Here is a 15,291-nt window from a genome sequence, read left to right as displayed (position 1 = left end):
TGGATCGGCGCCAATGCCGATGAAGAGGATCTGACATGCGCGGACCATCTGCGGCGCGAGACAATGACGAGGCGACGACGCTGCGCGGACTGGCGCGCTTCCGCTCGATGTCGCTGCTCTGCGCGATGCAGATGGTCTTCCTGCCGGTGTACAGCGTCCGCGTTCAGGCGCAGACGGCGAACGTCATCCTGCCGGACGGACGCACCGGTACGTCCCTGCAGACCTCCGGCAGCGTCACCAACGTCACGACGTCGACGGTGTCGGGCAACAACGCCTTCAACTCGTTCTCGCAGTTCAGCGTCGGGCAGGGCAACACCGTCAATCTGCAACTGCCGACAGGGACGCAAAATCTCGTCAACATCGTTCGCGACGCGCCGGTCTACGTCAACGGCACGCTGAATTCCTACATGAACGGCGCGATCGGCGGTAACGTCTATTTCGCCGATCCCAAGGGCTTCGTGGTCGGCCGCAGCGGCGTGGTCAATGTCGGCAGCCTCAACGTCTCGACGCCGACGCGCGAGTTTACCGACAGCCTGATCGGCGCGGGCGGGCAGATCAACCAGTCGGCGGTCGGCAATCTGATGGCGGGTTCGTTCCCGGTCTCGCCCGACGGCAACATCCGCATATACGGTCGCGTCAATGCGATCGACGGCGTGCGCCTGACCGGGCAGAACGTCTTTGTCGGCGGCGCCACCCAGCGTGACATCGCCAATCTCGATCATGCCGCCAAGTTCGCGGCCTCCGTCAACTCCAAGGGCCTGCGCAGCGCTAGCTCCATCACCGTCAGCAACGGTTCGATCCATATCGGCGCGGTCAACAATGCCCGCGTCAATGGCCGGCTCACCGCGCGCAGCAAGACCTCGACGCCCAGCAACATCACGGTTCAGGCCGGCAACAATATCGAGGTCGGTAAGAACGCCAGGCTCAACATTGCCAGCAAGACCGGCGATGCCGGCGAGATCCGGCTGAAGGCGGCGCAGAACCTGACCGTGTCGGGCGGAGCGAAGTTCAACGCCAGTGCCAAGACCGGCAATGCCGGCCTCGTCGACTTCAGCGCCAACGGGGTCATCGACATCGGCCAGGGTATCAAGGTCAACCTCAGCGCGGACAACGGCAAGGCCGGCACGCTGCTGATCGACCCGACGGATCTCGTCGTTGGTGATGCCGCCCAGGGCGATACCGGCGTGACGCTGTCGAACAGCTCGGTCGCGGCTGCGATCAACGGGCTCAGCGCCGGCGCCACCTACCTCATCCAGGCAGACAACTCGATCACGCTGGCGGCCCACGCGCTGGTCGATACCCGTCGTCTCGATGCCAATGGTTATTCGACGGGCAATGCCAACGACATCCGGATAGAGGCGCGGATCATCGATATCCAGAACGGCGCGCAAATTCTCGCGCAGGCCGTCAACTCCGGCAGCACGCATTACACCAGCGGCAATGTGACGCTCGCGGCGACGGCGAGCGACAGCAAGCTGTCGGGCCAAGCCACTGCGACGTCGGGAATTACGGTCGACGGCCGGATCACCGGCGGTGACATCACGATCGCATCGGTCTCGACGGCGTCGTCCAGCTTTACGAGCTCGGTCCCTGGCCTCTTCACGCTGGTGGGCACCACGCTCGCGGCCTCGATGCTCGGCATCAACGGCGGCTACGTGGCCGCCAGCGCCACCGCGACGGTCAATATCAACGGCAACGCCAACATCAACGGTACCGGCAACGTCTCCATCGCCTCGCATGGTTCGGAGACGGCGCAGGATCCGGCGATTGCGAGCACCTTGATCGGCGGCTCGCCGATCGGCGCCGCCGCCGTCGTCGGCAAGATCGACGGCAATGTCAGCACCAATGTTGCCTCCGGCGCCACGATCAGCGCAGGCGGCAACCTCGGCATCCACGCCATCAACGATGCAACGATGGCCGTTACCGCGGTCGCAGCGACCTCCAGCGCGCAATTCGTCGAGACGGTGGCCTATTCCACCGGCTCGGTCTCGACCACGGCCAATGTCGGGACCGGCGCGAACCTTTCCGTCGGCACCGTGAATGCATCCGGCAACTCGCTGACAGTGCGGGCGATCAACAACAACTCGTTCTCGACCGGCGCCACGTCGGTTGCGCTGAGCACGCCGACCGCCAGCGGTGGTGTTGGCGGGGCGCTCGCGATCAGCGACGTCACCACATCCGCAACCGCGAAGCTCGGCTCGTCGCTGGGCACCAGCGCGTCGTCGCGGATGAACGGCTCCGTTCTGGTCGAGGCGACCTCGAACACGACGAGCAACTCGACCATGGCGTCGACCATTGTCGGGACGCCGGCCCTGGTCGGCGCGATCCAGGGGTTCCTGGTCTCCAGCCCCGGCCTGTCGGGGATGATGGCTCAGCAGATGGTCTCGCTGATGCCGGTGAACTTCAATTTCAAGGCCGCCGGTGCGCTGTCGCTGGCCAACAGCACTGAAAACGCGACGGCATCGATCGGCCAGAATCCGAGCGGCGGCGCGCCGAGCCTTTATGTCAGCGGCAACGTCGCGGTCGTCAGCACTCTCATCGATCGGGGCGTGCGCAGCAATGCGACGGCTTCCGCGATCACCAAGGACGTTACCAGCGGCGAGGGCGTCGCGATCAGCGCGGCGGTCGCCTGGGGCAATTTCAACCACAATTCCAACGCCTATATCGGCAGCGGCACCACCGTCAACGCGGCCAACATCGCCGTTGACGCCACCACCTCGATGCCGATCACCAATACCTGGCTGAAGTGGGACGGACTGACCGAGGTCCTCGGCCATCTCAACGGCAATCTCGGCGTTGGCGGCAATATCCTGACGAGCTATGCCAACGCTACGGCCGACGCTGGAGACGTGATCGGCGTTGCCGGCTCGCTGAACCATTTCGTCGTCAACAACAACACGACGGCCTGGGTGGCCGGCAGCGCCAGTCTGACCGCGACTTGCACCACCGCGGCCTGCGGCAGCAGCTGGTCCGCGACGGTCAACAACGGTGACGTCCACACCTACGACACCAGCATCCAGATCGCGGCGACCACGACCATGGCGTCGATCGACGCGGCCGGCAATGTCGGCACGCTCGGCTTCCTGTTCGGCAACACCTCGGGCGGATCGTCCGTGGGCGGTGCGCTCAATCTCGTCCAGTTCAACACCAACACCATCGCCGGCGTTTCGGACCGCGCAACGCTGCGCGCGGCGGACGACATCGCCGTCAACGCGATCACCTCGGACCAGTTCGTCGCCGTCGCGCCGTCGTCCGGCAAGGCCGCCGGCGCGCTGGCGCTGAACGGCATCACCTCGCTCGGTTTCCTCAACAACACGACCCATGCGTCGATCTCGAGCCAGGCCACCGTCTATGCCCCGACCGTCGGCATCCTGGCGCAGCAGGACTTGTCGGTCGTGACCCTGTCCGGTGCGATGAGCTACAATGGCAGCGGCGGTTCGGCGGTCGGCCTGTCGGTCGCCTATCTCGGCGCGAATACCGACACTTCCGCCTATATCGGCGACAACCATTCTGACATTCGGCCCGGCGTGTTCAGCGCCGACGACCCGTTCGCCGGCACCAGCGGCGGAAGCGGATCGGTCAACGTCGACAATCTGACGCTGAGCGCGACCACCTCCGGACGCATCACTGCGGCCGCCGTCGCGGCAGCGGTCTCAGATCCGGCGTCGTCGAGCTTCTCCGACAAGGCCGACGCTGCCGGCGCCGCCGCGACCGGTGGGGCTGCCGGCGTGGCAACGGCTGCCAGCAAGATCAGCTCGACTTCGGGATCCAGCACCAGCGGCTTCAGCCTCGATCTCGCTGGCAGCTCGTCGGTGAGCGACGTCTCGCTGGGCACCAGCGCCTATATCAAGAACACGACGGTCAACAAATACACCACGGCTAGCGCTGTCACGACCAATACGATCGTTCAGGCGCTCAACGACACCATGCTCAACAACGGGTCCGGCTCCGCGGCGCTCAATCTGGCCGGAGCGTCCGCCACCGGGGCTGCGATCGGCGGTGCGATTGCGTCGGCGATGTCGAACAACGCGACGCTTGCCTATATCTACGGCACCACCATGAACGACCAGAGTTCGGTGACGGTGCAGGCGCTGAATGGCGGCTCGGAAACCGTCGTCGCTCTCGGCGTGGCGGGATCGAGATCCAATGCGGCGTCGCTGTCGGCCTCGGTCGGCATCATCACCGACAGCGCCAACGCCTATATCGAGAGCTCGACGATCACGGGCCAGGCGACCGGCGTCAATCGCGCGCTCGAGGTCGACGCCTACCAGACCACGAACATCGCGATCGGCGGCGGCTCGCTCTATCTATCGGGTGGCCAGGTCGGCGTCGGCATCGGGCTGACCTATGCGTCGATCGCCGATCCCTCGGGCGGCAACGCCACCGACGCGCATATCCGTAGCACCGGAATCTCGAACTACGACACCCTGCTGGTGATGGCCGACAACGCCAGCGTGATTGCGGCCGGTGCGGCCTCGGGCGGCGGAGGGGCCAGCGCCAACAGCCTTGCCGGCGCGATCGTCGTCAGCGAGGTCACGCCCACCACGACGGCCTATATCAGCAGCGGCTCGACCGTGAACATCAATGTCGGTGGCGTGACGGTGCTGGCGGACAGCGGCGCCGTCTCGGCGCTGGACACGGCGCTCGGCAACCTCGTCAAGAAGTCGAACAACAATCATCTCGCCACCGACACCTGCACGGTCGCCGGCGGCACGGGCGGGCAGAACTGCATCGACTTCAGCGCGGCCGCGCTCAACGACGGCACGGGCAACGGTCCCGGCGCCAGCATCGTCTCCGTCGCGGGCCTGATCCAGGCCGGCAAGAACAATGTCGGCGCCTCGATCGTCTACAACACCATCGCCACCACGCATTCGGCCTACATCGCCAATGTGCTGATGTCGGCCCCGGGCAATGTCCGGGTCAGTGCGGTCGATTCCTCGAAGATCCAGGCGGTCACGATCGGCTTCGGCCTTGCGACCGGGCAGTTCGCGGGCGTCGGCGGCACGACGATCAGCTCGATCAGCAATACCGTTTCGGCCGCCATCGGCAACAATTTGTCGAGCGCGTCGCAATCGTCCGTCACGGGCCGCAACATTTCCGTCAACGCGACCGACAATTCCAGCATCACCGGGACCGCCGCGATCGCGGGCGCCTCGACGCAAGGCAGCGCCGCGGGCCTTGCGCTCGTCTACAGCAGCATCGCCAACAATGTCAGCGCCGGCGTCACCGGCTCCAAGCTGACCGCCTCGGGCAATGTCGGGGTCAGCGCGAACTCGAACACCAACATCTCGACGGTCGCGGTCGGCATTGCGATGTCCTCGCAGGTTGGCCTCGCAGGTTCGGTCGCCACCAATCTGATGGGGACCAACGTCACGGCCGGCATCACCGCCGCCGGCACCAACGGCATCAACGGAGCCGATGTCACGGCCACCAACAATGTCGGCGTGGTCGCCGGCAACAACGACAAGGCGGCGGTGTTCGCGGGTGCCTTGTCGATCAGCAAGGGCGCGGCCGGCGGCGCGGGCTCGCTGGTGACCAACCAGATCACCGGCACCACAGCGGCTTACATCACGGGCGCGAACACCAAGGTCGACGCGCTCGGGACCAGCACCACCGATACGCTGTCGGTCAACAACGGCACGCTGGTGCATGCGTTCGATCTCGGCACGGCCCATGCGCCGACCGACACCACGCCCGATCTCTCCGAGAATCAGGACAGCGTGCGCGGCCTTGCCGTTGTCGCAAGCTCGCACCAGGCCGTCGTGACCAACGTCGCTTCGGTCGCCGCAAGCGGCGGCATCTCGATCATGATCAACCCGATCACCAATGTGATGAGCGGGGCGACGCGGGCCTATATCGACAGCGCGGCGATCGACACGCGCCTGACCTCGTCGACGCTCAAGCCGCAGATCGAGGTGGCCGCGTCGAGCTTCTCCTATTCGGGCGCGTTCGGCGCCGGTATCGCCTACGGCAGCAGCGGCGGCGGTGGCGCGACCATCATCTCCACGACGATGTCGCGCGAGACCTTTGCCTATATCACCAATGCCACGGTTGGCGGCGTCCAGTGGTCGAGCGAGACGGTCGGCGCCGTCACCGTGAAGGCCAATGCGGAGCAGGATGCGTCCTCGATCGCGATCGGCTTCAACACGGGTTCGGTCGGGCTGAACGTGTTCCAGGCGACCACGGAAGCCTATGTCGACGGCGGCGCGCTGACGGCCTCGTCGTTGACTGTCAACGCCAACAACAACACCGGCATCTTCTCCGCGAACGGCTCCGGCGCCTATGGCAGCCAGGCCGCGATCGGCGCGGCGTTCCTGGTCCAGGTCTCCTCGAACCGGACCCTGGCCTATGTCGGTGACGAGTTCCGCTATCAAGGCAATGGCGCCGCGCACACCACCGCGCTCAATTTGAGCGGCGCGCTCGACGTCGAGGCCAAGACCAAGAACCGCTTCGAGGCCTACGCGATCGGTGGCGCGCTCTCGACCGGCACCGCCGCGATCGCCGGCATGGCCAACATCGAGGTCGCCAACAACACCACCATCGCCGGCGTCTACGACAGCACGTTGCAGGGGGTGACGGGGGGCACGGCCGGCGCGGTCACGATCAACGCCAATGAGGACGTCGCGATCAAGGAGATCGCGGGCGCGCTCGCGGTCGGCGCCAGCGGAGGAGGGGTCGGCGTCGGCGCCGCAGCCAACATCATCGTGTTCAAGAGCCGAACCGTCGCAGAGAGCTGGAACAGCAACCTGAATTCGTCTGGCGCGATCAACGTCACTGCGCTCAGCACCAAGGAGGTGCTGTCCTACGCGGTCACCGCCGGCATCGGCGGCAGCGTCGGCATCGGCGCGACCGTCGGCGTCATCATCATCGGCACCAACACCGCTGATGCCGACACCCAGGGCCAGCAGACCGGCCAGCTCAATCAGGGCGGCAGCGGCACCATTGCGTCCGTGAACAGCGGCACCAGCAACGCGCAGGGCAGCGGCGCTGTCGCGAGCGGCACCGCCGGCAATCCGAACAGTGCCAATGTCAGCTCGACCTACGACGTCAGCAACGTGCTGAGCGGTGGCAACGATGTCGTGGTCGCGCAGATCGCGGGCGGAAACGTCGCGGGCACGCAAGTCAACGTCTCGGCCACAAGCGCCAACGCGGCCAAGATGTATCTGCTCGGCGCGGGCTTCGCCAAGAATGTCGGCATCGGTGCCGGCATTGGCTACACCAGCGTCAACAGCACCGTGGTCGCCAATCTCAGTGACTATGGACGCAATGGTTCCGGCGTGCTGGTGGCCGCGGATACGCCTTTGGCCGTCGCGGCGCCGTCAATCTCCGTCGCTGCGGTCGTCCAGGACGCCAATACCGGACCTTACGCAGGCAAGACCATCGACACCGAGGCAATCGCCGGCGGTGCGGCGCTTTACTTCGGCGCCCAGGCCGCCGTTGCGGTCGGCAATGTCACCAACACCGTGACGGCGCTGCTCGGCGGCAATATCAGCGGCACGGGCGGGACCGGCGCTGCCGTCATGGCGCAGGATTCCACGTCCCAGGTGGTCTTCACGGGCGGCGTCTCGGCCGGTGCCGTGGCCGTCGGCGCTTCGGTCGCGACGGCAAGCCGGCACAGCTCGGTCGCAGCGCGAGTCCTGAACGGCGCCACCATCAACACCTCGCAATTGATGATCGGCGCAGCCGGCGCAGGCACCCTAAGCACGACGGCAACCGCGCTCGGTGGCGGCATCGTCTCCGGGAGCGGGGCGGATGCGGAGGCCACCGAGAACTCTTCGGTGCTGGCGGAGATCGGTGCCAGCGCCTCGATCACGACGTCCGCGAGCGGGATCGGCACGCTGGTGGCGGCGGCGATCGCGCCCAATTTGTCGAGCGAGGCGATCGGCGTTTCGGTCGGCGGCGGTGCCGTCGGCGTCGCCATCGCACAGTCCACGGTCGGGGCCACCGTGACGGCCGATGTCGGCGACGGCGTCAGCTTCTCGGGCGGTGCGCTCGACGTCAGCGCCAAGGCGCTGGTTCCGACGGTGGGCACGACGACCTGGGCCAAGGCGCTCGCCGGCGGCGGCGGCTCGCTGATCGGCGCGCAGGGCAGCTACGCCAAGGCGTCGCAGAACACGACCGTCAACGCCTATGGCGGAACGGGGATCAGGCTGCCCAACGCCAACGTGACCATCGAAGCCGAAAACGACAGTGCTCAATACGCGGAGGCCACCGGCCTCTCGAGCGGCTTCCTGGCGCTGGGCGCCACGGTCGCGCAGACGTCGTCCAGCGCACACACCTATGCCTATCTGGGTGCGCCCGCGGATATGGACGCCGCCAACCACGGCAATTACACGGGCGTCCTCTGGATCAAGGCCACCGGCACGGATACCAATTTCTCCAGCGCGTTGGTCGGCGCGGGCGGCACTTATGCCGGCGCGGCGGCGGTCGCCACCACCAGCTCGACCGCCGTCACCAATGCGCGGTTCGACGGCGGCTCGACGGACGACACGCTCTATTTCGGCGGCTTCCGCATCGACGCCAAGCACACCACGAATTACATGGCGAGCGGCGACGCCTATCAGGCGTCTACGGCCGGCGTGTCCGCCGGAAAAACACGGAACGACGTCGATTCCACCACCACGGCGGACGTCGGGACGCATCTGATCATCAACTCGGCCGCCGGCGACATGGTCGTCATCGCCAACGACATCGTCAACCAGGCCGGCGGCGGCGCGCGTTCGGGCTCGGGCGGCTCGTTCTCGGGAGCGGCGGCACTCAGCGAATCCTTCGTTACCCAGCGTGTCACCACGAATATCGGCGCCGGCACGGTTCTCAGCCTCAACGACGATCCCCGGACCTCGACGGCCGTGATCAACATCGAGGCCTACAACACGCTGAACACCAACGACACCGCCAGCCTCGCCACGGCCAGCTTCTTCGCCGGCGGCGGTGCCGAATCCAACATGACGGCGAACGCCACGCTCGCGGTCAACATCGACGCCCGCCAGCTGTTCAGCGCCGGCAAAATCTACGTCGGCACGGCCGCGAAGATGGCGGCGTCCAACAATGCCAATGCCAGCCTCTACGGCGCGATCGCCGGCGTCGGCGCCAGCACCAACAGCTGGGTTCACGCCAACCAGTCCGTCAATGTCGGCGACGGCACGAAGATCGTGGCCTGGCGCGACATCACCATGTATGCGGGCCTCGCCGGCGACGGCTCGGTCTTCAGCAGCGTGCAGGCGATGGCGACGACGGTGGTCTACAACAACACCGCCATTCCGATCTCCGCGCTCTACCGCGGCACGGCCAATGCCGACGACACCACGAGCCTGACGCTCGCTCCCACTTCGAGCATACTCGGCGCGCGCGACATCTATCTCGGCGCCACGCAGGGGCAGGTCACGGCCGCCGGCAACGGCAGCAACTACAACCCGTATCTCGACATCTTCAGCGCCAAGAACAGCGACAACCACAGCCACACCAGCGGCACCGGCGACGTCGCGCTCAACGGCCTCGTGGTCGCGGGCATCAACAACGACGTGACCATCACGATCGACCTCGGCGCTTCCACGCCGACCCTGAGCACGACGAGCCCGTACTCCGCGCTGACGCTCGAATCCGTGTCCGACGTCAACCATTTCAGCCGGGTGATGAGCTGGAACCATCAGACGGTCCAGTACACCACCATCGGCAACTTTAATCCCTATCAGCTGGTGGTCAACCAGCTGGCGACGCTGACCGGCCTCTCCGAGGCTCAGGTTCGCGCCCAGCTCGCGGCGGCGACGGCGACGAACCCGGCCACTATGTCGCCGTCCGGCACCGATCCGACCGGCGACATCCAGCGCCAGATCGACACCCTGATCAAGCAGGCGCCGTTCACCTCCGATGCGCCCGGCAACGCCTTCGCATTCGGCGACATCCTGGTGTCCGCCGGCAACGTCTCCATCCTGGCCCAGAAGCTGACCGGAAACAGCGGCACCAATCCGGCCGCGCCCGCGGTCATCGCGCGCAGCTCGCCCTTGATCAAGATCGAGAACAAGGGTCTCGACTTCATGAGCCTCGGCAACCTCACGGTCACCGAGGTGAGCGGCGGCAACATCACCTACCGCCAGATCGACCATGTCGACCCTGATTCGCACTCCAACGTGACCTTCACCGCGATGCCGAGTGCAACGCCGGTGATCGACGTCTCGGCCACCTACAACCGCCTCGATCCCGACAGCGGGCAGGGCATCGACCAGAACGGCAATTTGCTGACGCGCACGCCCGACATCTATTTCAACGGCGCCGTCAGCAACGCAAACGGACTGCTCAAGGTCCTCAACAATCTCGGCAGTGTCGTCGCCTCGCAGTCGCTCAGCGCCGCGACCGTGCAGATCGTGGTGCCCAAGGGCACGTTCACCTTCCTCGGCGGCATCGGCAGCTTCTACGACAGCAGCAGCGCAGTCACCTCGCAATGGTCGAGCACCGAAAACAGGCCGGAAGACACGCTGACGGCGGTGATGACGGCGGCGACCTATCTCGGCGCCTATGGCGACTATTACACCGCTCCGCACATCGGTTCGGGAGGCGATCACCCGTACTTCTATTACTGCTGCGCCAGCGGCAGTAGCGGCATCTATGCACCGGTCGGCAACGCTGACGCCAGCACGATCTTCACCGCCCGCATGCTGATGACGTTCTACGACGGCACCTCGCTCTATTCGTCGATCTTCCTGCCGGTGGGCCGGGGCACGCCTGGGAACACCAGCACTCCCAATGCCGGCAGCGTGCCTGATGTCGCTACGCTGAAGGTCATCGAAGGGCAGCCGTCGAACTCGACCATTGTTGCCACCGCGCCTTGGGAGAAAACGACTTACGACGGCCGGAACGTTTACGCGGATAGTGGTCCGTACAAGACGCCGTTCAATTGTGCAGGCTGCGATGCCTTCTTCCAGGTCATCCAGATCCAGCCAGATGCGATCACGGCGAAGACCGCGAATACGCCGGCGACCGCGACGGCCACCCGGACCATCACCGGCCAGGCGGTCATCATCTCGGCGTCGGTGATCAACATCAACGGCACCATCCAGGCCGGCTCGAGCAGCAATTACTCGGTCAACATCGGCGCCGACGCCTATGCTGCCATCTACGGCACGAACGGCCTCAAGAACCGCAACGGCGGCGCGGACTTCGCCGCGGCCCAGGCCAATGCGCGGAACGGCGTCTATTACGACGTCTCTGGCTCGGTGACGACGTCGGTGAGCGACGACGTCAAGATCGGGGTCAGGTACAACGCTCTCACCGACCAGTTCGTCCTGAACGGCGTGGTGCAGGGCGCGGGCGGCTACGTTTATCTGAACGGCAAGATCATCTCGACCTCGACCGACAACACCCAGACCCAGGGCAATATCGAGATCAAGGGCGGCGCCGGCACGATCACGGTCAACAACACGAGCGGCCTTGCGCTGGTCACGAACACCATCAATACCGGCGCCACGGCCCAGAGCGTGGTCGAGATCGTCGACCAGCTCAAGGGCAAGACGACGTGGTATGTCTACGATCCCAAGGCCGCGAGCAACCAGCAGGTAACGAAATACGAGACCAACAGCGTCACTGCGGCCGCGGTCGACCCGTCGATGATCACATCCAGGACGGGTACGGCAGGCATCCAGTACGCGACGCAGGCGAACATGCTCTATCAGTGGGTCGACACCGCGACCCTGGATCGTTCGACCAGCAGCACGCAGTTCGACTACGGCTGGGCTTTCACGCCCAATCAGACCACCGGAGAGAACTGGACCCGTACCACCAGTCTGATTTCGGGTACGCAGAGCACCAACTACCAGAAGGTCACCACCGCCACGGGCAGCTATCACTGGGCGGGAGGGGTGAACCCGGACGGGTCCCCCGTCGGACTCAACACTCACGTGGAAAAGTGCTGCGGCGCGGACGCCCAGTTCAACTGGTACCAGGCGATCTATGATCACCTGACGCTGACACTGACCAACACGGTCAAGGCGTCGAACCCGATCAACATCAAGTTCACCGGCGGCGGGAGCAGCGACGTCGTGGTCAATTCGACCTCCGGCATCGTCATCAACGGCTCGATCAACAACCTTCAGGGTGCGACGACGCTCAGCGCCACCGGCGCCAGCTCGTCCATCACGGTCGGCGCCAATGCCAACAACCCCGTGGTCTCGGGCACGAGCGTGACGCTCCGGGGTGACGGCGGCATCGGCTCGCTCGGCACCAACGGGACCCCGGTCCAGGTGCAGCTCTATGGCGGCAGCCTGACCGCGAGCTCGATCGACCGCGACATCGCGATCTCGGCCATCGGCGCGCTGTCGATCAACCAGGTGAAGGTGAATTCGGCGGGCGCCACGCCGCAGGGCAGCGTCTTCCTCTCGGCGACCGGCGACATCAACTCGGCTTCCGCCTACAACGTCGCCAATCCGGTGGTGATCGGCAAGAATATCGAGATCAACTCCACGTCCGGTGCGATCGGCGCGACGAGCGCCGTCGTCAACAACGCCTCCACCCTGACCAATATCAATCCGCTGGTGATCCAGGCGACGGGGACGGTTCAGGCGAGCGGCGCCGTCGATGGCGGCGTGCTCGACAGCGCCTCGGCCACCGGCACCTACATCATCCAGTCCAAGGGCGACCTTCGCCTCGGCACGATCCAGTCGACCGGCGGTCCGGTGTTCCTGGAGGCCGCCGGCTCCGACGGCAACCAGGCCAGCATCCTCAACGGCCGGGCGGCGGTCGGTCTTACCCAGGCGCAGAGCCAGCATCTGCAGGACGTCTGGGCCAGCCTCGATTTGCTCAGCGGCAACGCGGCCACCAACGCCGTCAACAGCTACCAGTCGATGGTGACGTCGGCCTACAACGACTATTTCCAGCTCAAGAACATCGCCTTCCAGAACGGCAGCACCTATAGCCCGACCTCGGTGGGACAGACGGTGCTGCGGGCGCAGGTCGCGGCCAAGCTCGGTATCGATCCCGCCGACGTCACGACGACGCAGATGAAGACCGAAGCGACGACACGGTTCCTCCGGGATCAATTCCTGCTCGGCAAGATCACCACCGACGAGCTCAAGACCTCGCTGACGAGCTTGCTCGGCACCGCGCCTTCGGATCCGCTGGGGACGGTGTTCGGCAGCTCGCTGTCGACGACGCTGTTCACGAAGCTGTTCGACGGCGTCTCGACGGCCAATCAGCGCATGCCCACCAACACGGCGCTGCAGACGGCGCTGAACACCTACAACGCGAACTACAGCTTTACGCTCGCATCGACCGAGCGTGTCTACGGCATCATCACAGCGGGCGCGCAGTGGACGCAGAGCCAGCTGGCCTACACCGTCTCGTCGTCGTCGATCGGCGCGGCGCCGCCGCCGATCGACGAGAACGTCGTCGCCAATGTCAGCGCCAACCAAATCATGCTATATGCGCCGCGCGGCTCGGTCGGCAATTCGGCCGCGCCCCAGACTTTCACCTTCACCAGCGTTGATGCTTCGTCGCTGACGACGGAGCAGAGGGCATTGCTGTCCTCGGCCGGTCCCGGCCAGCTCACCGTCGGCGCGGTCACGGACCCGACGAGCCATGTCACGACCTACACGGTCAGCCTGTCGCAGCAGAACCTCGTCGTCGTCGACAACCCGATCGCGATCTCGGCGAAGGCGGCGGCCAATATCTATCTCGGCAGCAAGAACAGTCTCTCGCTCGGCGGCGTCACCGCGAACTACGGCCCGATCGCGGCCGCGCAGGCCAACGGCATCGAGGTGACCGGCCGCGGCGACGCCAAGCTCGACGCCGTCAACAACATCACCGCCAATGCGGGCGGCGCCGTGATCTCGGGCGATATCGCCAACCTGAGCCTGATCGCCGAGCGCGGCAATGTCGGTGCTCCCTCTGGAACCGCCAATCCCGTCGGCAACCCGAACGCGATCCAGATCGCGTTTGCCGATCCCGCCAACGACCAGCTCGACCAGGTCTCGTCGGCGCAGGGCATCTATCTGAAGCAGACCACCGGCGATCTCATCCTCGGCAACATCGCCGCAGGCAATGCGATCCAGCTCGCCGCGACCGGCAGCATCTACGCCGAGGCCGACTTCACCGACCGGAGCGCGATCCACATCCTCGGCACCGACCTCGATCTGCGCGCCGGCGGCAAGATCGGCTTCAACGGCTCGGCCTTCCAGCCGCTGCAGGTGAACATCTCGGGCGCGGTGACCGGCTCGTCAGTCGGCGATCTCAGCATCCTGGCCGTCACCGGTGATCTCGCGATCGGCGGGAGCGGCGCTTATGGCACGCTGACGTCCGGCGGCGCGATGACGCTGAACGTGGCGCGCGGCGCGCTCACCATCAACAGCAGCATCACCAGCGACGGCCTGATGCAGCTGCTCGCTAATCGTGGCATGACCTTTGCGGCCGGCACCAGCGCGGCGCCGGTGGTTGCGACCAGCAACACCTCTGGCGTAACGCTGGTGGCCGCGACGCTGTCGATGGGCGCCTATTCCGCCATCAACGCGCCTGGCCTGATCTCGGTGACCACCACGGGCGATGCGACGATCGGCCAGCTGAACTCGTCGCTGTCCTATGCGGCCGCCTCCAACGCGCCTTCGATCATCGTGACCGCCGGTGGCGTCGCCTCGCTCGGTGCGATCATCGACAATGGCGACGGCCAGACCAAGTTCCTCGTGCCCGGCGCGGGCGCTGAAGTGTCGCTGAGTGCATCGAACGGCATCGGTGGCGCGACGAGCCGGTTCACCACCAACGCCACGCGGCTGTCGGCCAGTGCGAGTGGCGGCGACATCTACCTGAAGGCGCTGACCGACACCGAGGTCAGCCTGTTGTCCGCCGCGAAGGGCAGCGTGGACATCGTCGGCACGGGCGGGCTGACGCTCGACCAGGTGGTGGCGGGTACCGCGACCGGCGCGAGCGGCAGCTTCAGCGCGATCGCGAACAACGGCAGCATCGTCATCGGCACCGCCGACAGCAGCGGCTCGCAGACGGTCCACGCGACCCAGAATGTGACGTTCAAGTCGCTCATGACGACCGGCAACAGCAGTGACGCCGGCAACATCAACGTCACTGCCGACACCGGCTTCATCCTGGCGCAGACGGCGACGTCGGGCGGCGCGACCACGCTCGGCTCGGTCTCGGCCCACGGCTCGGCGAGCCTGCTGGCCGCCACGACCATCACCGGCAGTACGCTCGCGGCTACGACGGGCTCGGGATTGCTGACCGCCAACGGCGGCCCGATCGACTGGAACGTGCTCAATGTCGGCACGAGCCTGGGCGCGACCGCGGGGCAGGGCAGCATCA

At 65.9% G+C, this 15,291-nt stretch carries 1 protein-coding gene; it reads left to right on the top strand.

What is annotated here, in order from left to right:
- Positions 1-35: 35 nt before the first annotated feature.
- The coding region (locus QRQ56_RS32180) for a leukotoxin LktA family filamentous adhesin (RefSeq protein WP_438745410.1) at positions 36-15,291 on the top strand (15,256 nt) is incomplete at its 3' end.

Source organism: Bradyrhizobium sp. U531 (assembly GCF_051710265.1).
GTDB lineage: Bacteria > Pseudomonadota > Alphaproteobacteria > Rhizobiales > Xanthobacteraceae > Bradyrhizobium.
This window is presented reverse-complemented; position numbering and strand designations above follow the sequence as displayed.